General features: G+C 69.4%; 24 protein-coding genes and 2 pseudogenes. 14 read left to right on the top strand and 12 right to left on the bottom strand.

Features of this window, described 5'->3' with window-relative positions; all coding sequences use genetic code 11:
- The first annotated feature begins 112 nt into the window (after positions 1-112).
- The 4 genes from ACFT7S_RS06760 (at position 113) to ACFT7S_RS06745 (ending at position 5,381) form a co-directional block, all read left to right on the top strand.
- Positions 113-1,678, top strand: a complete 1,566-nt coding sequence (locus ACFT7S_RS06760) for a sigma-70 family RNA polymerase sigma factor (protein WP_382727937.1) — start codon at positions 113-115, stop codon at positions 1,676-1,678.
- A 178-nt stretch (positions 1,679-1,856) separates the two neighbouring features.
- Entirely contained in the window at positions 1,857-3,737 is a 1,881-nt protein-coding gene (locus tag ACFT7S_RS06755; protein ID WP_382727935.1) for an FUSC family protein, read from the top strand.
- A 46-nt stretch (positions 3,738-3,783) separates the two neighbouring features.
- Entirely contained in the window at positions 3,784-4,161 is a 378-nt protein-coding gene (locus ACFT7S_RS06750) for a VOC family protein (RefSeq protein WP_382727933.1), read from the top strand.
- Positions 4,162-4,181: 20 nt separating this feature from the next.
- Positions 4,182-5,381, top strand: coding sequence for a low temperature requirement protein A (locus ACFT7S_RS06745; protein WP_382727930.1), 1,200 nt, complete (start codon positions 4,182-4,184; stop codon positions 5,379-5,381).
- A gap of 54 nt (positions 5,382-5,435) precedes the next feature.
- On the opposite strand, the gene ACFT7S_RS06740 is transcribed toward ACFT7S_RS06745, so the two are convergent.
- The 3 genes from ACFT7S_RS06740 to ACFT7S_RS06730 form a co-directional block, all read right to left on the bottom strand.
- A complete protein-coding gene (locus ACFT7S_RS06740) occupies positions 5,436-5,777 on the bottom strand; it encodes a hypothetical protein (protein WP_382727927.1) in 342 nt (113 codons plus the stop codon).
- A 45-nt stretch (positions 5,778-5,822) separates the two neighbouring features.
- The gene (gene ctaD / locus ACFT7S_RS06735) at positions 5,823-7,538 is read right to left on the bottom strand and encodes a cytochrome c oxidase subunit I (protein WP_382727924.1); all 1,716 of its coding nucleotides are present in this window, start codon (positions 7,536-7,538) and stop codon (positions 5,823-5,825) included.
- 179 nt (positions 7,539-7,717) lie between these two features.
- Positions 7,718-8,269 carry a glycoside hydrolase family 25 protein gene (locus ACFT7S_RS06730; protein ID WP_382727921.1) on the bottom strand — a complete coding sequence of 184 codons (552 nt, stop codon included), beginning with the start codon at positions 8,267-8,269 and terminating at the stop codon, positions 7,718-7,720.
- A gap of 157 nt (positions 8,270-8,426) precedes the next feature.
- Between ACFT7S_RS06730 and ACFT7S_RS06725 the strand changes: the two are divergent.
- A pseudogene (locus tag ACFT7S_RS06725) lies at positions 8,427-9,119 on the top strand (NADPH-dependent F420 reductase); the annotation flags it as partial.
- Between the two features lie 247 nt (positions 9,120-9,366).
- Here the strand turns inward: ACFT7S_RS06725 and ACFT7S_RS06720 are convergent.
- Positions 9,367-9,501 carry a hypothetical protein gene (locus ACFT7S_RS06720; RefSeq protein WP_382728579.1) on the bottom strand — a complete coding sequence of 45 codons (135 nt, stop codon included), beginning with the start codon at positions 9,499-9,501 and terminating at the stop codon, positions 9,367-9,369.
- A 10-nt stretch (positions 9,502-9,511) separates the two neighbouring features.
- Between ACFT7S_RS06720 and ACFT7S_RS06715 the strand changes: the two are divergent.
- Positions 9,512-9,859 (top strand): annotated as a pseudogene (locus ACFT7S_RS06715) (SRPBCC family protein); the annotation flags it as partial.
- Positions 9,860-9,943: 84 nt separating this feature from the next.
- Here the strand turns inward: ACFT7S_RS06715 and ACFT7S_RS06710 are convergent.
- Complete coding sequence (locus tag ACFT7S_RS06710) at positions 9,944-10,786, bottom strand: pentapeptide repeat-containing protein (RefSeq protein ID WP_382727919.1); 843 nt, start codon at positions 10,784-10,786, stop codon at positions 9,944-9,946.
- A gap of 147 nt (positions 10,787-10,933) precedes the next feature.
- Between ACFT7S_RS06710 and ACFT7S_RS06705 the strand changes: the two genes are divergently transcribed.
- The 4 genes from ACFT7S_RS06705 to ACFT7S_RS06690 all read left to right on the top strand — a co-directional run bounded on the left by ACFT7S_RS06705 (position 10,934) and on the right by ACFT7S_RS06690 (position 12,930).
- Complete coding sequence (locus ACFT7S_RS06705) at positions 10,934-11,533, top strand: hypothetical protein (protein WP_382727917.1); 600 nt, start codon at positions 10,934-10,936, stop codon at positions 11,531-11,533.
- On the top strand, positions 11,533-12,027 hold the full coding sequence (locus ACFT7S_RS06700) for a hypothetical protein (RefSeq protein WP_382727914.1): 495 nt from the start codon (positions 11,533-11,535) through the stop codon (positions 12,025-12,027). The genes ACFT7S_RS06705 and ACFT7S_RS06700 overlap by 1 nt, the downstream gene beginning before the upstream one ends.
- Positions 12,028-12,115: 88 nt before the next feature.
- A complete protein-coding gene (locus ACFT7S_RS06695; RefSeq protein ID WP_382727911.1) occupies positions 12,116-12,607 on the top strand; it encodes a hypothetical protein in 492 nt (163 codons plus the stop codon).
- 95 nt (positions 12,608-12,702) lie between these two features.
- A complete protein-coding gene (locus ACFT7S_RS06690; protein WP_382727909.1) occupies positions 12,703-12,930 on the top strand; it encodes a hypothetical protein in 228 nt (75 codons plus the stop codon).
- A gap of 43 nt (positions 12,931-12,973) precedes the next feature.
- Here ACFT7S_RS06690 and ACFT7S_RS06685 read toward each other — a convergent pair whose 3' ends face one another.
- Positions 12,974-13,732 (bottom strand): ArsR/SmtB family transcription factor, encoded by a 759-nt coding sequence (locus tag ACFT7S_RS06685; protein ID WP_382727906.1) that lies wholly within the window; start codon positions 13,730-13,732, stop codon positions 12,974-12,976.
- Positions 13,733-13,961: 229 nt separating this feature from the next.
- Between ACFT7S_RS06685 and rhaI the strand changes: the two genes are divergently transcribed.
- From rhaI to ACFT7S_RS06670, 3 genes are all read left to right on the top strand, one after another.
- Entirely contained in the window at positions 13,962-15,128 is a 1,167-nt protein-coding gene (gene rhaI, locus ACFT7S_RS06680; protein ID WP_382727903.1) for an L-rhamnose isomerase, read from the top strand.
- Positions 15,129-15,189: 61 nt separating this feature from the next.
- Complete coding sequence (locus ACFT7S_RS06675; protein ID WP_382727900.1) at positions 15,190-17,235, top strand: bifunctional aldolase/short-chain dehydrogenase; 2,046 nt, start codon at positions 15,190-15,192, stop codon at positions 17,233-17,235.
- A gap of 111 nt (positions 17,236-17,346) precedes the next feature.
- Positions 17,347-18,825: a rhamnulokinase family protein gene (locus ACFT7S_RS06670; protein WP_382727897.1), complete on the top strand. Its 1,479-nt coding sequence runs from the start codon at positions 17,347-17,349 to the stop codon at positions 18,823-18,825.
- A 6-nt stretch (positions 18,826-18,831) separates the two neighbouring features.
- Here ACFT7S_RS06670 and ACFT7S_RS06665 read toward each other — a convergent pair whose 3' ends face one another.
- The 4 genes from ACFT7S_RS06665 to ACFT7S_RS06650 all read right to left on the bottom strand — a co-directional run bounded on the left by ACFT7S_RS06665 (position 18,832) and on the right by ACFT7S_RS06650 (position 22,172).
- Positions 18,832-19,911 carry an enoyl-CoA hydratase/isomerase family protein gene (locus ACFT7S_RS06665; protein ID WP_382727894.1) on the bottom strand — a complete coding sequence of 360 codons (1,080 nt, stop codon included), beginning with the start codon at positions 19,909-19,911 and terminating at the stop codon, positions 18,832-18,834.
- Between the two features lie 118 nt (positions 19,912-20,029).
- A complete protein-coding gene (locus tag ACFT7S_RS06660) occupies positions 20,030-20,518 on the bottom strand; it encodes a GNAT family N-acetyltransferase (RefSeq protein WP_382727892.1) in 489 nt (162 codons plus the stop codon).
- A gap of 107 nt (positions 20,519-20,625) precedes the next feature.
- A complete protein-coding gene (locus ACFT7S_RS06655) occupies positions 20,626-21,627 on the bottom strand; it encodes a DUF6397 family protein (protein ID WP_382727889.1) in 1,002 nt (333 codons plus the stop codon).
- A 131-nt stretch (positions 21,628-21,758) separates the two neighbouring features.
- Positions 21,759-22,172, bottom strand: coding sequence for a roadblock/LC7 domain-containing protein (locus ACFT7S_RS06650; protein WP_382728529.1), 414 nt, complete (start codon positions 22,170-22,172; stop codon positions 21,759-21,761).
- A gap of 133 nt (positions 22,173-22,305) precedes the next feature.
- Between ACFT7S_RS06650 and ACFT7S_RS06645 the strand changes: the two genes are divergently transcribed.
- Positions 22,306-22,734 carry a PPOX class F420-dependent oxidoreductase gene (locus ACFT7S_RS06645; RefSeq protein WP_382727886.1) on the top strand — a complete coding sequence of 143 codons (429 nt, stop codon included), beginning with the start codon at positions 22,306-22,308 and terminating at the stop codon, positions 22,732-22,734.
- Positions 22,735-22,761: 27 nt separating this feature from the next.
- Here the strand turns inward: ACFT7S_RS06645 and ACFT7S_RS06640 are convergent, their stop codons facing one another.
- Positions 22,762-23,388 carry an ATP/GTP-binding protein gene (locus ACFT7S_RS06640; RefSeq protein WP_382727883.1) on the bottom strand — a complete coding sequence of 209 codons (627 nt, stop codon included), beginning with the start codon at positions 23,386-23,388 and terminating at the stop codon, positions 22,762-22,764.
- 270 nt (positions 23,389-23,658) lie between these two features.
- A complete protein-coding gene (locus ACFT7S_RS06635) occupies positions 23,659-24,135 on the bottom strand; it encodes a DUF742 domain-containing protein (RefSeq protein WP_382727880.1) in 477 nt (158 codons plus the stop codon).
- Positions 24,136-24,142: the final 7 nt, after the last annotated feature.

Genomic DNA, 24,142 nt, shown 5'->3' with positions numbered 1-24,142 from the left:
GGGATCCGGCGTGCTGTGTGCCCGCAGCGGATTTCTTGTTATCTTCCCGGCCTCACCGCATCTCCCGAGTGTGGGACGTGACGAAACAGGACTCCGAAAGAGTGAGCACACCATGGGCGAGGCACACGAGACGGCGTTGATCAGGGCCGCGCAGGCCGGTGACGAGCAGGCACAGGACCAGCTCGTCACCGCATATCTGCCGCTGATGTACAACATCGTCGGCCGGGCGCTCAACGGGCACGCCGACGTCGACGACGTGGTGCAGGAGAGCGTGCTGCGGATGCTCCGCGCGCTGCCTTCGCTGCGTACGCCCGACAGCTTCCGCTCCTGGCTCGTGGCGATCACCATGAACGAGATACGGGGACACTGGCGTGAGCGCCGGTCGGAGTACATACCGGCCGACGGTCTCGAGGTCGCCCATGACGTGGTCGACCCCGGTGCGGACTTCGTCGGTCTGACCATCATCCGGCTCGGTCTCTCCGGCCAGCGCCGCGAGGTGGCCGAGGCCACGCGATGGCTGGACGAGGACGACCGCGCCCTGTTGTCGCTGTGGTGGCTGGAGACCGCCGGGCAGCTGTCCAGGTCCGAGGTGGCGCTCGCGCTCGAACTGTCTCCGGAGCACACCGCGGTGCGGGTCCAGCGGATGAAGACCCAGTTGGAGACGGCCAGGCTGGTGGTCCGGGCCCTGGCGGCGGAACCTCGCTGCACCCTGCTGGAGTCGCTGGCCGCCGAGTGGGACGGAGTTCCCTCCGCCCTCTGGCGCAAGCGGCTGGCCAGGCACGCCCGCGACTGCAGGGTGTGCTCGGGTCACAGGGTGGGTCTAGTCCCGGCGGAGGGGCTGCTCGTGGGACTGGCCCTGGTTCCCCTGGCGGTGTCCGCCGGCGGCGCCGCACCGGATCTGCTCCTCACCACTGCCACGTCGCACTCCGGGCGCCCGGGACGCGCGGAGCGCAGACGCCGGCAGACCCGGCGGCGCCGGCGCAGCACGGTGCTGGCGGCGCTGATCGCCGTCGCGGTCCTGGGCACCGGCGGTGCAGCGGTACACCTGTACGCGGATCAGGAAGGCCGGGACGAGGAGAGCCAGGACGAGACGCCCGCGACAGCGGCCGCGCCCGCGTCGCTCCCCACGGCCTCGACGCCCGCTCCCCCGCCGACGTCCTCCTCCCCCTCGCCCTCGCCGAGCAGGTCCCGGACACCAAGTGCCTCCCCCACTCCCAAAGCCACGCCGAGCACACGGAAGCCTTCTCCGCCGTCCACGCGTCCCGCGCCGCCCAGGACCGTGGAGCCGGCTCCCTCCGGCATGTCCGAACAGGTCACCGCTCTCGTCAACTCCGAGCGTACGAAGGAGGGGTGTGGAACCGTCCGGAGCAACGAGCAGCTCGCGACGGCCGCCTCGCGGCACTCCGCCGACATGGCGGCCCGCGACTACTTCTCGCACACCGCCCCCGACGGTTCGGACCCGGGTGACCGCATCACCGCGGCCGGGTACCGCTGGAGCACCTACGGAGAGAACATCGCGAAGGGCCAGCGCACGGCGGCCGATGTGATGGATTCCTGGATGGAGAGTCCGGGGCACCGCGCGAACATCCTGAACTGCTCGTTCAAGGAGATCGGCATGGGTGTGCAGGACACCTCCGCGGGCCCGGTGTGGACCCAGAACTTCGGCACCGCGATGTGACGCACACTCCGTTCGGCGGCTGGGGAGGCCGACCGGGGGCGGGAGGCCGGCCGGAGGCCGACACCTTGCGGAAATCGGGCGGAAGCATTCCCTCCACGTTGGGGCCCTAGGCTGACGTCAGCGCTCAGGCCGAAGGCGTCCGCGCGAATTCCGATTCCCCGCGCACCACAGGAGTCCGGTGTTCACACCCGCCTTTCTCACCCCGTCATCTCCCCTTCCGCTGTGGCTCGGCCATGTGCTGCGGACTCAACAGGGGCCCGTCCGGTGGAGTGCTGTCCTGCGTGGGGCTCTCGCCGCGGTTTCGCTGCTCGCGCTCGTGCTCGGCGGGCACCCGACGGCCGGAGTTCCCGTGGCGCTGGGCGCGATGTTCGCCGGAATCAACGACAGGCCGGGAAGTCGGCGGGCTTCGGTCACGCGGCTGGGGGTTCCGGCCCTGGCGGGCGCCGTCGGTCTGTTGCTGGGCACCGCGACGGCGATGACCGCCGGTGCGGAGCGGTCCCTGTTCGTGCTGCCGCTCGTCTTCGGGGTGCTCGGGCTGGTAGCGGGAGCAATCAGTTCGGTCGGACCGGTCGCTTCCGCCTGCGGTACGCAGCTGATGGTGGCGGCCGTGATCGGCGCCGGCATGCCCCTGCCGGAACCGGGGTGGCTGCGTGCCCTGTTGTTCCTGGCCGGGGCGGGCTGGCTCGCCGTGCTCCGTCTCGCGCTGCCTTCTTCCAGCACGTCCGGCAGTGGCCCGTACCGCTTCGACGGTGAACGGGAAACGGTGGCAGCCGTCTACACAGCCGTGGCGGATCTGCTCGTCGCGGCCGGCGGACCTCGTGCCCTCGCCCACCGTGCCGCGCTGACCACCGCCCTCGACCACGCCCAGGACGCCCTGTCCGGTCCCCGGCTGCGGCGGTACGCGAGTTCCGCGGCCGAACGGCGCCTGCACGCGCAGTACGCCGCGGCGCTGCCGCTGGCCGAGGCGGCGACCGCGCTGGCCTGGGCGGGCGACCCGTTGCCCGCCCGTATCGCGGAAGGCCCCCGCCGTCTGGCCGCCACGGTGCGTACGGGTGGGCCTTCCGGTCCTCTTCCCGCCCCGGCACGGGGTGATGCCGGACTGCGCGCCCTGGACGATGCCCTCCTGCGGGCCGCCACGGCCTTCGACTGCCGCACCGGACAGCGGCTGCGCACCCGAGGCCAGGGCTCCTACGTCTCCGTGCTGCGCAGGGCTTTCGGCGCGGCGGGCCGCGAGTACGGCATCCGGGTCGCGCTGTGCTGCGCGACGAGTACGGCGGTGGCGCAGAGCCTGCACCACGACCACTGGTACTGGCTGCCCGCCACCACCGTGTTCCTCGTCAAGCCCGATCTCGGGCCGCTCGTCTCCCGGGTGCTGTGCCGGGCCGTGGGCACCGTGGCGGGCGCCGTCGTATTCGCCGCACTCATGCTGTTGGCGTCCGGTCAGCTCGCGCTGGTCGGGGCAGTCGCCCTGTGCGGCGCGCTGATCCCGGTCGCCACCCGGCACTTCGCGGCGCAGACGGCGGTGGTCACCGTGCTCGTACTCTCGCTGGTGCTGCTGGCCGGGGAACCGCAGGCGGCCTGGGACCGGGTGGTGGAGTCGCTGCTCGCGTGCGCAACGGTTCTGCTGGTCGGCCACCTTCCGCTGCCGGGACAGCGCGGCCACACCGTCCGCACCGCCCTCGATACCGCGGAGAGCGCGGCGCACCGCTACCTCGGGCACGTCCTCGCTTCCCCCGAGGACCACACCGGGCGAGGGGCGCTGCGGCGCGACGCCTACCGTTCGCTGGCGGCGGCGCGAACGGCCATCGACCTGTCGGCCGCCGAACTCCCGGCGGTCGCCCGGCGTACGGCGGGATCGGAGGACATCGCGGGTGCGCTGGAACGCCTCATCGACACGACGACGGCCTGCGCGGTGCATCTCCACCACAAGGCCGCCGAACTGCCCGCCACCCATGCCGAGCGGCTCGCCGAGCAGTTGTCGGCGCTCGGCGAAATGTGGGGCGAGGAGTGGGGCGAATCCCGGGGCGAGGAGCGGCGGAAGACCGTCTCCGTCCTCTGACCGGCGCCCTGTTCCGGCCCGTCAGGCGTCTTCGTAGGATGTTGCCATGATCGCTGAACTGCAATGCGTGGTGCTGGACTGCCCGGACCCCCTGCGTCTCGCGGGGTTCTACGGCGCCCTGCTCGGCGGGACCGTCAACCGGCCCGATCCCCGGTGGGCGGTCGACGAGAGCTGGGCGACGGTGCACACCGCGAATGGGGCCGTGTACGCGTTCCAGCGAGTGGCGGACTACCGCGCGCCGCAGTGGCCCGACCCGGCCGGGCCCCAGCAGCTCCACCTGGACTTCGCCGTCCCGGATCTGGACCGGGCCCAGGAGGAGGTGCTGGCCCTGGGTGCGAGCATGCTCGGCGAGGGTTCCGACGGGCGCGGCTGGCGCGTCTTCGCGGACCCGGCGGGGCATCCTTTCTGTCTCGTACGACACTGACCTTGAGGACCTGTGCCTTGATGAGCGACCACACGCCCAGCGGTACCGGTCACGGCCACCGCACCGTGCCCCTGCTCCGGATGAGGTCCCGGGACCCCGACGAGGAGCATCGCGCGGCGACACCGCTGGAGCTGTTCTTCGACCTCTGCTTCGTCGTCGCGGTCGCCCAGGCGGGTGTACATCTGGTGCATGCCCTGGCCGAGGGGGATCCCGGCCACGGCGTCACCGGATACGTCTTCGTCTTCTTCGCCATCTGGTGGGCGTGGATGAACTTCACCTGGTTCGCCTCCGCGTACGACTGCGACGACGTGCCGTACCGGCTCGCCACCCTCGTACAGATCTCGGGTGTGCTCGTCCTGGCGGCAGGAGTGCCCCGGGCCTTCGAGCACGCCGATTTCGGCGTCGCCATCATCGGCTACCTGATCATGCGGGTGGCGCTCACCTTCCAGTGGCTGCGGGCGGCAGGCGGGGAGACAGGTGCGGCCAGGGCCACCGCGCTGCGCTACGCGGCGGGGCTGGTGATCGTCCAGGCCGGATGGGTGGTGCTGCTGTTCCTGCCCGCCGGGGCCTGGAACTGGGGCTTCGTGCTCATGGCCGCCGCCGAAATGGCGGTGCCCGCCATCGCCGAGCGTCATCAGCGCACCACCTGGCATCCGCACCACATCGCCGAACGCTACGGGCTGTTCACCATCATCATGCTCGGCGAGACGATTGCCGCCGCGACGGTGGCGGTGCAGTCGGCGCTCGACGATTCCGCCGCTCTCGACGAACTGATCCCGATCGCGGCCGGCGGACTGGTCATCGTCTTCGCCGCGTACTGGTTCTACTTCTCCGTCCCCATCCACGAGCATCTGACCGCCAGTCGACGGGCGTTCGTGTGGGGATACGGCCACTCTCTGATCTTCGCCTCGGCGGCGGCGATCGGCGCGGGCATCGAGGTGACGGTGGAGCAGGTGACGCACCATGCGCACATCTCCGCGTTCGCCGCGGCTGCCGCCGTGACGGTGCCCACGGCGCTCTTCATGTTCATGGTGTGGGCGCTGCACGCCCGCCACTTCAAGGAGGGCAGGCGCCAGCAACTCGTTCTTCCCGTCGGCGCGCTCCTCGTGCTTGTCACCACGTTCGCGGGGCACTGGGCCGTACCGCTGGCCGGTCTTGTCTGCGCGCTCACCGTCGCCGTCGGCGTCTCGTTGTCCGCGGACCGTTCCGACGCCGGGTGAGGATGCGGAGCACAGAGAGGTGCCCGGGCGCCTTCCTGGCGCCCGGGCGGGTGATCAGCGGGTGAGAAGGGTCAGCGCGGCGCAGGTTCCGCTCGCCGCGCCGATGGCGAGGACGACGGCTGCGAGGCAGCGTTTTCTGAGCAGGCGATAGCGGGCGGAGTATTCACCGCGGAGTTCGGCGGCCCGCTCGGAGATGCGGATGAGCGAATCCCGGCAGGAGGCCACACGGTCCGCCGTGTAGACGCGTTCGACGTCTTCCCGCTGAGCGCGGGTGAGCCAGGGGAGCTGGTCGGTGAAGCGACCGGCTCGCCGGCGGGCGTCCTCCACCTCGGCATTCCACAACAGGTAGCCCTCCAGCTGGGCCAGGCCCCTGGCGCTGTCCTTGTCGTGCTCCACGGCTTCCCCTTCTCGTCGGGCCGTCCTCGTCCTGGGCGGGCTTCCTCACGTCGTCCACCGGTCGCCCGGCAGCATCGGCTTGTTGGCGGCGTCATCGAGCTGACGGACCGCGGGGTGGTGCAGATCGAACGCGGGGGATTCGGAACGGATCCGCGGCAGCGTGAGGAAGTTGTGCCGCGGCGGTGGGCAGGACGTGGCCCACTCCAGCGAACGGCCGTAGCCCCACGGGTCGTCGACCTCGACCTTCTTGCCGTACTTGGCGGTCTTCCACACGTTGTAGAGGAACGGCAGCATCGACAGGCCGAGCAGGAACGAGGAGATCGTCGAGATCGTGTTCAGAGCGGTGAAGCCGTCGGCCGCGAGGTAGTCCGCGTAGCGTCGCGGCATGCCCTCGGCACCGAGCCAGTGCTGCACCAGGAACGTGCCGTGGAAGCCCACGAACAGCGTCCAGAACGTGATCTTGCCGAGCCGCTCGTCCAGCATCTTGCCCGTGAACTTCGGCCACCAGAAGTGGAATCCGGCGAACATCGCGAAGACCACGGTGCCGAAGACGACGTAGTGGAAGTGCGCGACCACGAAGTACGAGTCGGAGACGTGGAAGTCCATCGGGGGCGAGGCCAGGATGATGCCGGTCAGACCGCCGAAGAGGAAGGTGACCAGAAATCCGATGGACCACAGCATCGGTGTCTCGAAGGACAACGACCCCTTCCACATCGTGCCGATCCAGTTGAAGAACTTCACACCGGTCGGTACCGCGATGAGGAAGGTCATGAAGGAGAAGAACGGCAGCAGCACACTGCCAGTGACGTACATGTGGTGCGCCCATACGGTCGCCGATAGGCCGGCGATGGCGATCGTGGCCGCGATCAGGCCGATGTAGCCGAAAATCGGTTTGCGGCTGAAGACCGGGATGACCTCACTGACGATGCCGAAGAACGGCAACGCGATGATGTACACCTCCGGGTGGCCGAAGAACCAGAAGAGGTGCTGCCAGAGCAGCGCTCCGCCGTTCGCCGCGTCGAAGACATGCGCACCGAACTTGCGGTCCGCCTCCAGTACCAGCAGGGCCGCGGCGAGTACGGGGAAGGCCAGCAGCACCAGGACAACCGTCAGCAGGACGTTCCAGACGAAGATCGGCATGCGGAACATCGTCATGCCGGGTGCGCGCATGCAGACGATAGTGGTGATGAAGTTGACCGAACCGAGAATCGTGCCGAAACCGGAGAAGGCCAGCCCCATGATCCACATATCGGCGCCGATCCCGGGAGAGCGGATCGCGTCGTTGAGGGGGGCGTAGGCGAACCAGCCGAAGTCGGCCGCACCCTGCGGGGTGAGGAAGCCCGCCACGACGATGATCGAGCCGAAGAGGTACAGCCAGTACGCGATCATGTTCAGCCGCGGGAACGCCACGTCGGGCGCGCCGATCTGCAGGGGCATGATCCAGTTGGTGAATCCGGCGAACAGCGGTGTCGCGAACATCAGCAGCATGATCGTGCCGTGGATCGTGAACGCCTGGTTGAACTGTTCGTTCGAAATGAGCTGCGTACCCGGACGCGCCAGCTCGGCACGCATGACCAGGGCGAGCACACCGCCGATGATGAAGAAGGCGAAGGACGTGACCAGGTAGAGCGTGCCGATCGTCTTGTGGTCAGTGGTGGTCAGCCACTTGATGACCACATTGCCCGGCTCCTTGCGCCGTATCGGCAGCTCGTTCTGGTAGACCTCGGCATCCGCCGATTCTGAGGTGTCCCTCGTCGTCACTGCGACACTCCTTCGGTCGACGGCCGTTCGCGGACTCGGCGACCAGAATGGACCCGCAGCCAACCGTGCTGTGGGACATCCTTCTCAGCGCAACGATGGCAGCCGCCAAGGACACTCCTTTGGCCGACGGCTGCGCCTCCGCGGCCCTCGGAACGGATCAGGACGGACGGCGCCGACCGCTATCCGCCGGCCCACTCGCGCATGGCCTGCCGTGAGGGGAAATCCGCAACGTCCCGGTCCAGTGGGTGGTCGGTGTACTGGTGGATGCGCCAGGGTGCCTTGATGCGGGGTTTGCCCGCGGTGACGTAGTCGGCGATCCACAGTCCGTCGCCCGCGTACGAGGTCGTGTCGTGGTTGAGCCAGAAGTGACGGTTGCAGTACAGCAGGACGCGATGACCGGGTCGCAGGCGCTTCACCGCACGGATGAAGCGGTCCTTGTCGGCGTTGCCGGCCCTCGTGCCCTCGCCGGTCTGTTCCCAGTCGACGGCAAGCAGGTCACCGGCCTGCTCGGGAGCCTTGCTCACGAAGTATTCAGCCTGGTCGGTGATGTTTCCCGGCCAGAGGAAGTGGTAGAAGCCGACGACGCAGCCGGCCTCTCGCGCACGCTCGGTCTGGCCCCTGAGACGCGGGTTGATGTAGGAGCGGCCTTCGGTGGCCTTGATGAAGACGAAGTCGAGACCGTCCGTGTCGAAGGACGTCTGGTACGCGCTGACGTCGACACCGTGCAGCATGGGCGCCACCTCCAAGTGGGGGTAAGAGGTTCCGGCTCTTCACCCCTACGTGCCCGGGCCGCCGGCCTCCCATCCGTCGGCGGGAAGGAAAACTGATCCAACGCCATCGGAATAGCGCCCGGCTGCGCACAGTTGGTGACCGAATGAGACTTGGTCACATCACGCATCTCTGCATCGGAAGGTCGGAGCCATGAAGATCGGCATCATCGGAGCGGGCAACATCGGCGGCAACCTCACCCGTCGTCTCACGGCCCTCGGGCACGAGGTCTCCGTCGCCAATTCGCGCGGCCCGGAGACCCTCACGGACCTGGCCGAGGAGACGGGCGCCCACCCCGTCACCGCGAACGAAGCGGCGCGGGACGCGGAGCTCGTCGTCGTGACGGTCCCGCTCAAGGCCGTCCCGGCCCTGCCGAAGGACATCCTCGACGGAGCGGCGCCCGGCGCGGTGGTCATCGACACCGGCAACTACTACCCGCAGCAGCGCGACGGCCGCATCGACGCCATCGAGGAAGGGCTGCCGGAGAGCCGCTGGACCGAGCAGCAGATCGGCCACCCCGTCATCAAGGCGTTCAACGGGACGTACGCGCAGGACATCCTCGACCGGGGCCGCCCCCAGGGCACTCCCGGCCGCCAGGCGCTGCCCGTCGCGGGTGACGACCCGGCCGCCAAGCAGACCGTGCGGGACCTCATCGACGAACTGGGCTTCGACACCGTGGACGCGGGCGGCCTGGACGACTCGTGGCGCCAGCAGCCCGGCACACCGGTGTACGGCAGCCAGGGTGACGTGGACACCATCGTCAAGGCCCTCGCCGAGGCGTCCCCGGAACGTACCGCGGAGTGGCTCGCCTGATCCCCAGTCCCTGCGGGAAGGCGGCCGGGAGACTTCCGATACGCGACTCCGAGCGCGTTTCTGGCGGCGTTCCGCCGAACCGTCGGCACCTCCCCGAAGCGCTACCTCAACGGCGACACCACAGGTGAGGCGTCTGATACGAGCGCGCGCCAGCGGCGGTCGAGCAGGAGCCAGGACCTGTCACGCATGGCGCATCCTTCTTACCCGTCGTAGTCGGTCCCGCGGCTGACCGCCTCCCACTCCAGCCTCAGCGGGTCCGCTCGGTGGCCAGCGCGTCGAGGATGGCGGCCGCGGCCTTGTCGGGGTCGCCGGCCTGCCTGCCGTCGCTGCCGGGGAGGTTGGCGCGGACCGGGCCGACGGGCTCCACAGCGAGGTCGTCCACACCGAGCAACGGGATGGACTTCGAAGGGCGTAACAAGCGCGGTTCGCTGCGCTGGACGACGAAGTGCACGGTGACTGCCGCCGAGCCCGGGAAGCGCTTCGTATTCCGGGTCCACGCGATCGGCGCGCGGCGCCCGCTGCTGCCCGGGGCGATAGCCACCTGGGAGTACCGCTTCGAACCGGTCGACGACGGCACGCGCGTCACCGAGATCTGGACCGACAACCGGCGCGCGTGGCCCGATTTCCTGGCCAACGCCTTCGACCGGATCGCGACCCGGGGGCACACGTTCGCCGAGTTCCAGGCCGGCGACATCCGAACCACGCTGGAGCGACTGAAGGCCGCGCTGGAGGGCAACTGAGGCGGGCAGCGAGCCGGTTGCCGGGCTCCGGCGCCTTCGGGCGCCGTCTGCCGAGTCTCGTACGGCGGGCGGCGCCCGCTCTGCTCATGGGTTCCAGTGCGAGGGACGGGTCAGGGAGGGCGGCAGCTTGGTGCCGGTGTCGCCCCTGGCCGCGTTGAGCTGGGCCTGGGTGAGGAACAGGCTCCCGGTGAGGTCGGCGCCCGCCAGATCGGCGTCACGGAAATCGGCGCCGATGAGATCTGCCAGCCGCAGGTCCGCTCCGGTGAGGTCGGCGGCGATGAGATAGGCGCCCCGGAGGTCGGCGCCTTGCAGGTCGGCGCCGCGGAGCCGGGCTCCGATGAGGTCGGCGCCGCGATGGTTGCGCTTCTTGCGCCGGGGCGCGGTGGCGCGCACGAGTTCGCTGGTACGTAGGAGCAGGGCAGCCACGCCGTCGCGGTGCGCCGACACGTCCAGCTCGGCCAGGGAGCCGGCCGGGCGGTCCGTAAGGCGTTGCGTGGCGTCGAGCGCTTGCCCGATCTCGGCATGGAGGGACTTCGCCGCGGGCAGCGCGAGTGCCTCGGTGAGATACCAGAGCAGTTCGTGAAGCTGGCGCATCACCGGGAACACCTGGAACATCTGTTGGGAGGTGCCGGGCTCCCGCCGCCAGTCCCGGCCTCCGTAGGTCTCCTGGGAGACCTTCTGACCGGCACCGAAACAGTCGTAGACGGTGCAGCCGGAGAATCCCTCGGACCGCAGCCGGGTGTGAATCCCGCAGCGGAAGTCGTCCCGCAGATTGCGGCAGGGCTCCCCCGCCTCCTTGTTGATCGCGAAGTCAGCCGAAGCGGTCAGGGTCAGTGCGACGCAGCACAGCCCGAAGCAATTCGCACAGTCGGCGCGCAGAGCTGGGTGCTCGCCGGCGGGGACGGCAGTCGGATCGGTGTCGGGCACGGTGCGTGGCTTCCTCTGGTGTACGTGCGGGAGGGACGAGTTTAACGAGGTGTCACCCATACGCGCCGCCCCTTGATCATCGCCTGACGGACCGGCCGCCGTAACGTCCCGTTTCGCCCTACTCCCCAGGCGAAAGAGCCCCCTTTCATGCGTGTACGTCCGATGGCTTTTCCCCGTTCCGCATCCCGCCGCGGTCACGGTCACCGACCCTTCGCCCGCCGGCTGGTCGTCTCCCTGCTGCTCCCGTTGCTGACCGTCGCGGGCGGCGCACTGTTCGCACCGGGCGTCGCTGTCGCGGCCCCCGCAGCGGTCCCGTCGCTCTCCATCGCCCTCGCGCCGACTGCCGACGGTCCGTGCACGAGCAGCGACCCGGTCGTGTGCGCGATCCGGGAGATGACGCCGGAGGAGCGGGCGGAAGCGCGCGAGGTCCGGATGCGCTACCACGAGCTGCTGGACCACATGGGGCAGGTCGAGCAGCAGATGCGTGACGAGGGCCGGTCGGACGAGGAGATCGCCAGGGTCCTGGTGAACATGCGCAACGAGGCGAAGGACATCACGAGGGCCGGGATGTCTCCGGACGCGGTGGCCCTCCTGGAGGCCCGCAATATGGTCAAGTACGGCAACCCGCTGGGCCCGACGGCCGACCAGCAGTTCGCCAAGTACGGAAGCTGGGACAAGGTCATCGACGCGGCGACCCGCAGCAGTGCCGCCGTCGACCAGGAGCTCGGTCTGGAGCCGCGCCGCTGATGCCGCCTGTCGTGCTGCAGGACTACGACCGCCACGGCGAGGTATGGGTGCTCGACCCGGACTCCGGCCGCCTCTCGCCCGGCACCCCCCGGACCACCGACGGCGCGAACGCGTTGGACCTCTGCCACGGCTTCGTCCATGCCCTGCCGCACGATGCCCTCTCTTCCAGGGCGGCTGCCGAAGGCGCCGCCCTGTACGCCGAGTCGTCGAGGCTCTGGCTGCAGCTCGGCGCCGACCGGTGGGACTGCGATCTGATGTCGGTGCGGTACACCCGGCAACCGGACGGCACTCGCCTCCTCACGGTCGCGTCCCAGGAGGGCCCGCCGCGGGAGGTGCCGGTGCCTGCCCCGGACACCGGTCCGTTCGATCCGTCCTACGACTGGACCGATGCCCTCGCGGACGACTTCTTCCTGTGGGCGGCCGATCAGCTCTCCGAGCCCGGCCACCGGAGCGTGCTTCGCGCCCACTACCTGCGGGGATTCGCGCCCGTGTGACCGGGGCGTCCAAGGTCCGTCCCCGAGCACTGTCAGTGGGGTGGCGCACACTTGGGCTCACGCAGGTCACCGCCGAATGGGGGCACCGATGAGCACTGCGGACGAGACGGGATTCGAGCCCGCGACCGGGGACGGTCCGCTGCTTCCCGGAGCCGGGGAGAAGCGCGCGGGGTCGGTCAGGACCGCGTACGAGGGGATGCTGCAGATCCGGCGGCTGACCAATACGGAGCACGCGAACCCTCAAGCGATTCCCGCGTCTTGGGAGCTCCATCGCACGGTCCGGGCCGTGGCGCTCGCCCTGGAGGCCGCGGGGCTGCCGCCCTCCGCCGTCGACGCGTCCGGCCAACGGGTCGCCCTCGGCTATCGCGTGGGCCCGGGCGAGTCCCACGGTTGCGTCCGTGTCGAGTGGCTGGGCCCACCCGGCAGCGGGGCCGCCCGCGACGAGGAGGAGGCACTGCCGCGGTGCGCGGAAGTGCTCCAGCAACTGGGCTGGACGGCCCTGCTGTACCGGGGACCGCGCCGAAGACGCTTCCTGGAGGTGGAACCACCGGCTGGTTCCCCGCGCGCGGGCGGAGCCTGAGCGGGCTCGACCGTGGGTCGCGGTGCCTGGGAGCCCGTTGTCAGACCCATGGTGAATGCTTGACGGTCCGACACCTCTGACCGGGAGATGCTGAGATGCGCAAGGATGAGATCGCCGCGGCGCAGGCGTATGTCCGTCTACTGGAAGCCACCCGGGCCGCGCTCGCCGACCCGGATGACGCCCCGCTGTATATACCGTTGCTCGCTTCGCCGATCGCGGAGGCCGATGAGGCGCTTCGGAGCGCGGGGCTGTCGGGGAACGAGGAGCGGCTGTTCTCCCTCGTACGGGCCCTTCGGCCCAGCCTGACCGGCTCAGAGCGCTGAAGGACCGTCGGGGGCGCCGCAGGTCCGGCGCCCCTCAGCGTCGCTACGGGGCGCCGTACAGGAGCGAGCCCGGTGTGGTGAGGAGCTCGCCGGTCTCCAGCCAGGTCTTGAGGCCGGACAGGATCATCGGCCAGCCGCCGTACAGCTCTTCGGACGCGCCCTCGCGCAGTTCGTCGTGGGTGACGGTCAGCCGGCAGGAGTCGCCGACTGGCTCGATCTCCCAGGTGACGCGGGTCGTCCCTTCGCTCTTCGCCTCGTCGCTCCAGAGCGCCACCATGCTCTGGACGAGCTTGCGCGGCGGGTCGACCTCCAGATTCCTGCCTTCGCCCAGCGGGCCGGGTGCCCCGGGTGCGCTCATCTCGAAGTGTGACCCCGGTGTCCAGTCGGAGGTGATGCCTGCGCCGAAGTTGTACTTGCTCCGGATGGCCGGATCGGTGATCGCCTCCCACAGACGCTCGGGGGTGGTGCGGATGTAGATCTCGAAGACCTTCTCCATGGGAATCTCCAGCCGGCTCTTGAGGCCGCTGAGCCCTGCGGCCCAGGGCTCCGCGTACTTGCTCACCCACCGGTCGTGGACGAGCCGAATGGGCACCGGGTTCAGGAAGTGCAGCTTCTCCCGGCCGCGTCGCCTGCTGACGACCAGACCGGCCGCCTCCAGCAGTTTGAGGTGCTTCATCACGGCGAATCGCGTGATGTCGAAGCGGGCCTCCAGCGCACCCAGTGTCTGTCCGTCCTCGCGAAAGAGCTCGTCGAGCAGGCTGCGCCGGGTCGGGTCGGCCAAGGCTTTGAACACCGCGTCCATGCCTTCAAAAATATGTGACCTTTTGGTCACCTGTCAACCGATCGGAACGACATCCGGAGACGCCTGGGTAATGCACCTTTCACCCAGGATGAATTGTTTCAAGTCATAAAGAAACCTTGTTCAGCTGCTTGACTGGCCGAGCCATCGAAACCTAGCGTACGTTCCCGATGAAACGATTCACATCCTTCGATCGCAACGGTCGCCGGATGACTCTGCTTACGAGGTGTTCATGTCTGATGTGTCGGCCGCCAAGGCAGCTCTGAAGTCCCAGGTGATCGAGACGCCGTCCTGGGGTTACGGCAACTCCGGGACACGTTTCAAGGTGTTCGCCCAGCCCGGAGTCCCGCGCGACCCCTTCGAGAAGCTGGAGGACGCCGCCCAGGTCCACGCCTTCACCGGCGTCGCCCCCAAGGTCTCGCTGCACATCCCGTGGGACAAGGTCGAGGACTACGCGGCACTGACCCGGCGCGCCGAGGATCTCGGACTGCGGATCGGCGCAATCAACTCGAACGTCTTCCAGGACGACGACTTCAAGCTGGGCTCGGTGACCCACCCCGACCCGAAGGTCCGCCGCAAGGCCACGGACCACCTGCTGGAGTGTGTCGACATCATGGACGCCACCGGCTCCCCCGATCTCAAGCTGTGGTTCTCCGACGGCACCAACTACCCCGGCCAGGACGACATCGCGGGACGCCAGGACAGGCTGGCCGAGGCGCTGGCCGAGGTGTACGGGCGACTGGGCGACGACCAGCGGATGCTGCTGGAGTACAAGCTCTTCGAGCCGGCCTTCTACACCATGGACGTGCCGGACTGGGGCACCTCGTACGCCCATTGCCTCAAGCTCGGCCCGAAAGCACAGGTCGTCGTGGACACCGGCCACCACGCCCCCGGCACCAACATCGAGTTCATCGTGGCCTTCCTGCTCCGTGAGGGGAAGCTCGGGGCCTTCGACTTCAACTCCCGCTTCTACGCGGACGACGATCTGATGGCGGGCGCGGCCGACCCGTTCCAGCTGTTCCGGATCATGCACGAGGTGGTCAAGAACGGCGGTCTCGACGCGGAGACGAACGTCAACTTCATGCTCGACCAGTGCCACAACATCGAGGCGAAGATCCCGGCGGTCATCCGCTCGGTCACCAATGTGCAGGAAGCGACCGCGAAAGCGCTCCTGATCGACGTCGAGGCCCTGGCGCAGGCACAGCGCTCCGGCGATGTCCTCGCGTCGAACGGTGTCCTGATGGACGCCTACAACACCGATGTACGACCGCTGCTCGCCGAGGTGCGCGAGGAGCTGGGGCTCGCACGGGACCCCTTCGCCGCGTACCTCGCCTCCGGAAACCAGGAGCGGATCTCCGCCGCACGGGTCGGCGGCGAGCAGGCCGGCTGGGGCGCCTGAGCTCCCGTACTCCGTTCGTAGCCCGCACGCGCCCGCCCGGCCTCACCACGAAGGAACTCTCATGACGTCCGCGACACACGCCGAAGTCGCCGCGCTTCTGGAGCGCGCCCACCGGATCGGCTCGGACCCCCGCAACACGAACTACGCCGGCGGCAACACGTCGGCCAAGGTCTCCGCAGCCGATCCGGTCACCGGAGGCGAGACCGAACTGCTCTGGGTCAAGGGCTCGGGCGGTGATCTCGGCACGCTCACCGAGTCCGGTCTCGCCGTGCTCCGCCTGGACCGGGTCCGCGCGCTCAAGGACGTGTACCCGGGGGTGGAGCGCGAGGACGAGATGGTGTCCGCGTTCGACTACTGCCTGCACGGCAAGGGCGGCGCCGCTCCGTCGATCGACACCGCGATGCACGCCCTGGTGGAGGCCACGCACGTCGACCATCTGCACCCGGACTCGGGCATCGCGCTGGCGTGCTCCGCCGACGGCGAGAAGCTCACCGCCGAGTGCTTCGGCGACAAGGTGGCCTGGGTGGGCTGGCGCAGGCCCGGCTTCCAGCTCGGCCTGGACATCGCCGCCGTCAAGGAGGCCAGCCCGCAGGCCGTCGGCGTGATCCTGGGCGGTCACGGCATCACCGCCTGGGGCGACACCTCCGAGGAGTGCGAGCGCAACGCCCTGTGGATGATCCGTACGGCCGAGGAATTCCTCCAGGAGCGGGGCAGGGCCAAGCCGTTCGGTGTCGTGCTCGCCGGCCGGGAGGCCCTGCCGGACGCGTTGCGGCGCGAACGGGCCGCCGCGCTCGCCCCGGTGATCCGCGGTCTCGCTTCCACCGACCGTGCCCAGGTGGGGCACTTCACGGACGTGGAACCGGTACTGGACTTCCTCTCCCGTACCGAGCACCCCCGCCTCGCGGCCCTCGGCACCTCGTGCCCGGACCATTTCCTGCGTACGAAGGTCAGTCCCCTCGTACTCGATCTGCCCGCGGACGCGCCGCTGGACGAGACGGTCACGCGTCTGAAGGAACTGCACGCGGAGTACCGGGAGGAGTACCGCGCCTACTACGAGCGGCACGCCACCGCCGACTCCCCCGCCATGCGCGGCGCGGACCCCGCGATCGTGCTGGTACCCGGGGTCGGCATGTTCTCGTTCGGCAAGGACAAGCAGACCGCCCGGGTCGCCGGGGAGTTCTATCTGAACGCCATCAACGTGATGCGTGGCGCGGAGGCCGTCTCCACGTACGCGCCGATCGAGGAATCCGAGAAGTTCCGCATCGAGTACTGGGAACTGGAGGAGGCCAAGCTGCGCCGGATGCCGAAGGCGAAGGCGCTGGCCACCCGGGTCGCTCTCGTCACCGGCGCGGGCTCCGGCATCGGCAGGGCCATCGCGCAGCGGCTGGTCGCCGAGGGCGCGTGCGTCGTCGTCGCGGATGTCAACGCGGAGAACGCGGCGGCGGTCGCGGAGGAGCTCGGCGGGCCCGACAAGGCCGTCGCGGTGTCGGTCGACGTCACCGGCGAGGAGCAGATCGCCGAGGCATTCACCTCGGCCGTGCTGGCCTTCGGCGGTGTGGACCTCGTCGTGAACAATGCCGGTATCTCGATCTCGAAGCCACTGCTGGAGACCACGGCACGGGACTGGGACCTCCAGCACGACATCATGGCGCGCGGATCGTTCCTCGTCTCGCGCGAGGCGGCCCGGGTGATGCTGGCGCAGAATCTCGGCGGGGACATCATCTACATCGCGTCCAAGAACGCGGTGTTCGCGGGACCCAACAACATCGCCTACTCGGCCACCAAGGCCGACCAGGCCCACCAGGTGCGTCTGCTGGCCGCGGAGCTCGGCGAGCACGGCATCCGTGTCAACGGGATCAACCCCGATGGTGTGGTGCGTGGTTCCGGCATCTTCGCCGCGGGCTGGGGTGCCCAGCGCGCCGCGACGTACGGCATCGAGGAGGAGAAGCTCGGTGAGTTCTACGCCCAGCGGACCCTGCTCAAGCGCGAGGTTCTTCCCGAGCATGTCGCCAACGCCGTTTTCGCACTGACCGGCGGAGACCTCACGCACACCACCGGTCTCCACATTCCCGTCGACGCCGGTGTGGCGGCGGCTTTCCTGCGCTGACCACATGCGGTTCCGCCGCGCCACGTCTGCCACCGCCCCGGCGCGCCGCTCGGCGTGCCGGGGCCCGGTGTCGATCAGGTGCGGCCCCGTCCGGATCGGATGAGTAATTCAATGCCTGCGACTTCACGACACGACGCGGTTTTCGCCGCCGTGGATCTCGGCGCCACCAGCGGCCGGGTCATCACGGGCAGGGCCGGACCCGACACACTGCTCCTCACCGAGGCGCACCGCTTCCCCAACACCCCGGTGCGGCTGCCGGACGGTCTGCGCTGGGACGTACTCGCCCTGTACCAGGGGGTGTTGGACGGGCTGCGTGCAGCGGGGCGCCAGGGCCCGGTCACGTCCATCGGGATCGACACCTGGGCCGTGGACTACGGTCTGCTCGATGCCGACGGAGCTCTGCTCGGGCTGCCGTTCCACTACCGGGACAGCCGCAACGGCGCCGCGGCCGCGCGGGTGCTCGCGCGCTGCGGCGCGCGAGAGCTGTATGCCGTGAGCGGGCTGCAGCACCTGGCGTTCAACACGGTGTTCCAACTGGCCGCGCACCGTTCGACGACGCAGTGGCGGGCGGCGCGGAAGCTGCTGCTCATGCCCGATCTGCTGGTGCACTGGCTGACCGGTTCGGTGGGCGCGGAGATCACCAACGCGTCGACGACCGGTCTCTTCGACGCGCGCAGCGGCACGTGGTCCGATGCGCTGATCAACCGGCTGGGGCTGGAGCGTTCGCTGTTTCCCCCGCTGCGCGAACCCGGTGACCCGGCGGGGACGCTGCTGCCTCATGTCGCCGAGTTCACCGGGCTGCCTGCCCGTACTCCGGTCACGACGGTCGCCTCCCACGACACGGCGTCGGCGGTCGCAGCCGTGCCGGCTTCGGAGCCCGGTTTCGCCTATGTCTCGTGCGGCACCTGGTCCTTGGCCGGGCTCGAACTCGACGCACCGGTGCTCTCCGACCGGTCGCGGGCAGCGAACTTCACCAATGAGCGCGGGGTCGACGGGACGGTCCGCTATCTCCGCAACATCATGGGCATGTGGCTGCTGGAGGAGTGCCGTCGCGCCTGGGAACGGGAGGGTACGGCTCCGGGCCTGGCGGAGCTCCTCGCCGACGCGGCGAGGGCACGGCCGTTCGCCGCGATCCTGGACCCGGACGACGCGGAGTTCCTGGCGCCGGGTGACATGCCGGCCCGGATCGACGCCTTTCTCGTACGGACCGGGCAGACACCGCCGGACAGCCCCGGTGGCTATGTGCGGTGTGTGCTGGAGAGTCTGGCGCTGGCGCATCGGCGGACCTTGCGGCAGGCCGCCGAACTGGCGGGCCGGGAGCTGACCCGCGTCCATCTGGTCGGTGGCGGATCGCGCAATGAGCTGCTGTGCCAGTGGACCGCCGACGCGACCGGCCTGCCGGTGACGGCGGGGCCGGCCGAGGCGACGGCGCTCGGCAACATCCTGCTCCAGGCACGGGCCCACCGGCTGGTGGGCGACCTCGCCGACATGCGCCGGCTGGTCGCCCGCACGCAGGACCTGCGCCACTACACCCCCCGGGCGGATCAGCGGGACTGGGACCGTGCGGCGGCACGGCTGGAGAGCAGTTGAGCGGCCTTAGTTGAGTGGTCTGACCTGCTGTACGGGAGAACCGAGCCCCAGCTCCTGGTCACCGAGCGGCGCGAAGTAGCGGGCTACGTCCACCTCGGTGACGTCCGCGAGTTCGGCCGGGTGCCACTTGGGGTCGCGGTCCTTGTCGATGATCTGTGCGCGTACTCCCTCCACCAGGTCGGGCGCGGTGAAGGCCCGGCAGGAGACGCGGTACTCCTGGTCGAGCGCTGCCTCCAGGCTGTCGAGGTGGCGCGCCCGGCGCACCGCGGCGAGCGTGACCTTGAGTGCGGTGGGTGACTTGGCGAGGAGTGCCTCGGCGGTCTCCTTCGCCTCGGTCACACCGCTGCCGTTGAGCCGGTCGATGATTTCCTCGACGGTGTCGGCCGTGTAGCAGGCGTCGATCCATGTGCGGTGCGTGGCAAGCTCGCCTTCGGGAGCCTCGGACGCGTACTCCAGCACCGTCTGCACCACGTGGTCCGGGCCGGCGCTCCCGGCGAGTGCCGCGGTGAGGTCCGACAGCCGCTCCGAGGGTACGAAGTGGTCGGCCAGCCCGCACAGCACGGCATCCGCCGCTCCGACCGCCTGCCCGGTGAGCGCCAGGTGGGTGCCGAGTTCGCCAGGCGCCAGTGCCAGGAGGTGGGTGCCGCCGACATCGGGGACGAACCCGATGCCGGTCTCGGGCATGGCGACGCGCGAGCGCTCCGTGACGATGCGGATGTCGCCGTGGGCCGACACGCCTACGCCGCCACCCATCACGATGCCGTCCATGAGCGCGACGTACGGCTTGGGGAATCGAGCGATGCGTGCGTTGAGCTGGTACTCGTCGCGCCAGAACGCCAATGACGCCTCGCCCCCTGCGCGCGCGTCGTCATGGATGGAGCGGATGTCCCCGCCGGCGCACAGCCCCCGCTCCCCCGCCCCGCTGATCACGACGGCGACGACCGAGTCGTCCTGCTCGGCGGTCGTGAGCCCTTCGTCGACGCGCCGCACCATGGCGTGGGTCAGCGCGTTGAGAGCGCGTGGCCGGTTGAGCGTGATGTGGAGGGTGTGGCCTTCGGCGTGCAGCAGGACGGTGTCGTCGTTCATCTATGCGCTCCCGGTCAGGGCCTGGGCGTGTCTTCCGCCGGTCGTGGACGATCTTTCCCTGTCATTCTGCGACGGCGGTCGCCCGGCCCGGCCAGCGGGTGACCGCCTCGCGCCCCACTCAGAGTGCCTTGTGCATGATGTGCAGCCCGACGTAGCCCTTGACCGGATGGTTGAAGCCCTCGGGCAGTGTCCCCAGTACCTCGAAGCCGAGCTGCTTGTACAGGCGCACCGCGTAGACGTTGGTCTCCACCACGGCGTTGAACTGCATCGCCCGGAAGCCCGCGGTGCGCGCCCAGTCCACGGTGTACTCGCACAGCGCCCGGCCCACGCCCTTGCCCGAGTGAGCGGGATCGACCATGTAGCTGGCGCTGGCGATGTGCGAGCCGTTACCCATGTGGTTTCGGTTCATCTTGGCCGTGCCGAGGACGGTGCCGGAGTCGTCGACCGCGACCACGGCACGGCTCGGCGCCTGCACGAGCCACCACTCCCGCGCATCGTCCCTGCCGAGGTGGACGGGGTAGGTGAACGTCTCGCCTGCCGCGACGATTTCGTGGAAGAACGGCCAGATGGCGGCCCAGTCCTCGGTGGTTGCTTCCCTGATCAACATGGGGATCAGAATGCCCGTTCCCTTCGCGGGCCGCGAATCCCTTGCCCATGGGAACGACAGGGAACCCAATGGGCGCCGCACTCACCGAGCCGCTCGGCCCCGAGGGGCTACGGCGATGCCACCCGCCTGCGCAGTCCGAGCCGGGCCAACAGGCCTGGCCCCGCGCCTCGTTCGACCACCTTGTCCGATGTCTCCTCCGACGCGGACGCCTCCCCCGCCGCCTGCGGCTCCGCCACCACGGCTGCCTCCGGCGGCATGCCCGCCCCCTCGGGCGCGACGCGGCCGCCTCGTTCCTCGCCGGGACGCGGGGCCGCCCTGGTCTCGCGCGCCAGGTCCAGCTCCAGGGTCAGATTGACCCGCCGCCACAGAATCTCGTCCGGATCATCGGCGAGCAGCAACTGCGCCATGATCTCGCGCCCGCTCACCGATCCCGGGCGTCCGAAGACCGGCTCCGGCCTGACCCTGGCCAGGTAGGCGCGCTCGTACGGATCGTCGACCACCTCTGCGAGCTGGACCGGATCGAGCGCATGGGCCTGCACGGATGCGCGCACCCACGCGTCCTCTGTACTGCTCAGCAGCCTGTCGATCCTGCCCGTACGCCAGTTGCGCGCCCGCCAGTCGGTGCCTGCCTCCAGCATCGTGCGCATCCCCACCGGACTCTTTCCGGCAAGCAGCCCGGGTTCCCGCGTGGCGAACCGGGCAAGGTCCTCGGCGAGATAGAGCCACACCACCGCGCGGTAGCGGTTGAGATAGAACGAGACCGGCGAGACGCACCCCACCCGGGCCAGCCGCGTGAAGCGGACCGGACTGATACCGAGCAGTCCGGCCGCCTCCGCCGTCCCCACGGTCCGCACCTGGTCACGCAGCGCTTCAGGGAATCCGGGCTGGGCGCGCAGTCGCGCGATCTCCTCGCTGCGGACCCTCGGCCGCCCGCCGCCCTGTCCCGCGGTGACTCCGATCAGCCCGAGGTGCACGGCCAATTCGAACTCGCCGCGCCTGAGCTCCAGTTGTTGCGCGGCGCGGCCCGCGGCCACAGTGACCGCGCCACCCGCGTCAGCACCTTCGGCACCGCCGGCGGCGTGCCTGCGCGTCGCTTCCGTAACAGCCATGACTGTCCTCCCCCGTGAGGCTCGAATACTCTGTGTGATCACGGTAGCCCGGAGGAGGCTCTCCCCGTTCGGCCTGTGGATAACTTCTCGGCCGAACGAAAGGCACACGAAAGACGCACCAAAGACGCAGGTCAGAGGCGACTGGGGCCGTCGGCACCGCCGTTACGTATCGCTACACCGAGATGTTCGCCCACCCGGTTCACGAGCAGGGTCATCTCGTAGGCGACCTGGCCGACATCGGCCTCGGCCGCGCTCAGTACACACAGACAACTCCCTTCGCCCGCGGCCGTCACGAACAGCAGCGCCTCGTCGAACTCCACCATGGTCTGCCGCGCTCGTCCGGCCCTGAAGTGCCGGCCCGAGCCGCGGGCCAGGCTGTGCAGACCCGACGACACCGCGGCGAGATGTTCCGCGTCCTCGCGTGCCAGTCCCGTGCTCGCCCCGGTCACAAGGCCGTCGTTGGACAGCACCAATGCGTGCCGTACGTGCTCCACCCGGCCGGTCAGATCGTCAAGGAGCCAGTCAAGTCCCCGGTCCAACGCCATGCGCTCGTCCTCCCCGCTCATACGTTCCCCACATCGCGCGTAAGCCTCGCGTACCGCTCCCGTACGGGCAAGCGCCTCTCGTTCACCGGGGCGCCGCTTCGCGCCACGCCCCTCCCCGTCCGAGGATGGCTCCATGGCACACCACATGACTCGGGACGCATGGCATTCCTTCGTTTCGGAGGGCACACGCACAGGCAAGTTGTCGACCGTTCGGGCCGACGGCAGCCCCCACATCGCTCCCGTCTGGTTTCTCCTCGACGGTGACGATCTTGTCTTCAACACCGGTAAGGAGAGCGTGAAAGGCCGCAATCTGGCCCGCGACGGCCGGGTGGCGATCTGCGTCGACGACGACCGCCCGCCCTTCGCATTCGTCGTGCTCCAGGGGCATGTCGAACTCAGCGAGGACCCTGCCGAACTGCGGTACTGGGCTACCCGGATCGGGTCCCGATACATGGGCCAGGAGGCGGCCGAGGAGTTCGGCGCGCGCAACGGCGTACCCGGCGAACTCGTCGTGCGCGTACGCGTGGACAAGGTAGTGGCGATGGCCGCCGTCGCCGACTGACGGCAGCCTGTCGCCGCGCCTTCGGAGCTAACTCACGGAGTCGAGAAGCCGGGCCGTGTGCATCCGCCCGGCGTACTCGACCATACGGATCAGGACTTCTTTTCCGGAGTCGCGGTCGCGCGCGTCGCACAGCACGACCGGCGTGCCCTGATCCAGGTCCAGGGCGCGGGACACGTCCTGCGCCCCGTAGGTGCGGGCGCCCGGGAAGCAGTTCACGGCGACGACGAACGGGATGTGGCGGTGTTCGAAGTAGTCGACGGCCGGGAAGCAGTCCTCGAGCCGCCTGGTGTCGGCGAGGACCACCGCGCCCAGTGCTCCCTGGGCCAGCTCGTCCCAGAGGAACCAGAAACGGTCCTGTCCCGGTGTGCCGAACAGATACAGCGACAGGCCGGATCTGATGGTGATGCGGCCGAAGTCCATGGCCACGGTCGTGGTGGTCTTCTGGTCGACACCGCCGGTGTCGTCGACCGTCTGTCCGGCTTCACTGAGCAGTTCCTCGGTGCGAAGTGGCCGGATTTCACTCACGGCGCCGACCAGGGTCGTCTTGCCGACCCCGAAGCCGCCTGCGACCAATATTTTCAGGGCGAGGGCGGTGGACTCGCCGCCTTCCTCCCCGCCCGTGGTGTCAGCGTTTCCAACGTGCTCGGAGGGCATCGATCACTTCTCTCACGCATGAGCCTCAAGATGTGGAAGTACTGGTCAGAGCCATCTTGTCGAGCTCGGTCGGGTATCTTCGGGCATCGGTACGGCGGCAGTAACAGCAGGGCACGGGCATGGGTAAGGGGACAGCATGGCAAGCACGGGACCTGCCCCGAGGGGTGTGATCGGTTTTGACCGACGCGACCGAACGAAGGTCGTCAATTGTCCGTATGCGGTCTTGATCCGAAACCGGATGGTCGATTTTTAGCCATCCGGATGCAGCTGTCAGAGGGCCCGGAGGCCGTCGATCACCTCGCGCAGAATCCGCTCGTTGGGCAGCTGAGCGGGCGGTACGGGGCGGCTGACCCGCACATGGCCCGCTTCGAGCAGATCGCCGAGCAGCACCCGCACCACGCCGACCGGCAGGTCGGCGTCGGCAGCGAGTTCCGCGACCGACTGTGTCTCGCTGCGGCACAGGGTGAGCAGCGCCCGGTGTTCGGGGCCGAGCAGGGACTCGTCGGCTTCATCGGGGTTGCTGTCGGCGATGTCGACGAGTGCGATCAGGTCGAAGCGCACCCCGCTGGGGCCGGGCTTGGTCCGTCCGCCCGTCATCGCGTACGGACGTACCAGGGGGCCCGCTTCGGCGTCGTACCACTGGCTGCCCGGCAGGGCCTCCTCGTCCGCCTTCTCCCGTGCCGGGTACCGGGCGTGGGCCCCGAAGGGGATGCGGGGCACCTTCGAGTGGTCGGGTTCCTCGGTCATGCTCACG

Origin of the sequence: Streptomyces sp. NPDC057136 (genome assembly GCF_042670885.1) — a bacterium.
Lineage (GTDB): Bacteria > Actinomycetota > Actinomycetes > Streptomycetales > Streptomycetaceae > Streptomyces.
Note: the sequence above shows the minus strand (reverse complement) of the source record. Positions and strands in the feature narration are given on the sequence as shown.

Bases quoted from the DNA above. Each gene is read 5' to 3' on its own strand.
- ACFT7S_RS06760 (WP_382727937.1), top strand. From the start codon at position 113: ATGGGCGAGGCACACGAGACGGCGTTGATCAGGGCCGCGCAGGCCGGT.
- ACFT7S_RS06750 (WP_382727933.1), top strand. From the start codon at position 3,784: ATGATCGCTGAACTGCAATGCGTGGTGCTGGACTGCCCGGACCCCCTG.
- ACFT7S_RS06745 (WP_382727930.1), top strand. From the start codon at position 4,182: ATGAGCGACCACACGCCCAGCGGTACCGGTCACGGCCACCGCACCGTG.
- ACFT7S_RS06730 (WP_382727921.1), bottom strand. From the start codon at position 8,269: ATGCTGCACGGTGTCGACGTCAGCGCGTACCAGACGTCCTTCGACACG.
- ACFT7S_RS06705 (WP_382727917.1), top strand. From the start codon at position 10,934: ATGCGTGTACGTCCGATGGCTTTTCCCCGTTCCGCATCCCGCCGCGGT.
- ACFT7S_RS06700 (WP_382727914.1), top strand. From the start codon at position 11,533: ATGCCGCCTGTCGTGCTGCAGGACTACGACCGCCACGGCGAGGTATGG.
- ACFT7S_RS06695 (WP_382727911.1), top strand. From the start codon at position 12,116: ATGAGCACTGCGGACGAGACGGGATTCGAGCCCGCGACCGGGGACGGT.
- ACFT7S_RS06690 (WP_382727909.1), top strand. From the start codon at position 12,703: ATGCGCAAGGATGAGATCGCCGCGGCGCAGGCGTATGTCCGTCTACTG.
- ACFT7S_RS06685 (WP_382727906.1), bottom strand. From the start codon at position 13,732: ATGGACGCGGTGTTCAAAGCCTTGGCCGACCCGACCCGGCGCAGCCTG.
- rhaI (WP_382727903.1), top strand. From the start codon at position 13,962: ATGTCTGATGTGTCGGCCGCCAAGGCAGCTCTGAAGTCCCAGGTGATC.
- ACFT7S_RS06675 (WP_382727900.1), top strand. From the start codon at position 15,190: ATGACGTCCGCGACACACGCCGAAGTCGCCGCGCTTCTGGAGCGCGCC.
- ACFT7S_RS06670 (WP_382727897.1), top strand. From the start codon at position 17,347: ATGCCTGCGACTTCACGACACGACGCGGTTTTCGCCGCCGTGGATCTC.
- ACFT7S_RS06665 (WP_382727894.1), bottom strand. From the start codon at position 19,911: ATGAACGACGACACCGTCCTGCTGCACGCCGAAGGCCACACCCTCCAC.
- ACFT7S_RS06660 (WP_382727892.1), bottom strand. From the start codon at position 20,518: ATGTTGATCAGGGAAGCAACCACCGAGGACTGGGCCGCCATCTGGCCG.
- ACFT7S_RS06655 (WP_382727889.1), bottom strand. From the start codon at position 21,627: ATGGCTGTTACGGAAGCGACGCGCAGGCACGCCGCCGGCGGTGCCGAA.
- ACFT7S_RS06650 (WP_382728529.1), bottom strand. From the start codon at position 22,172: ATGGCGTTGGACCGGGGACTTGACTGGCTCCTTGACGATCTGACCGGC.
- ACFT7S_RS06645 (WP_382727886.1), top strand. From the start codon at position 22,306: ATGGCACACCACATGACTCGGGACGCATGGCATTCCTTCGTTTCGGAG.
- ACFT7S_RS06640 (WP_382727883.1), bottom strand. From the start codon at position 23,388: ATGCCCTCCGAGCACGTTGGAAACGCTGACACCACGGGCGGGGAGGAA.
- ACFT7S_RS06635 (WP_382727880.1), bottom strand. From the start codon at position 24,135: ATGACCGAGGAACCCGACCACTCGAAGGTGCCCCGCATCCCCTTCGGG.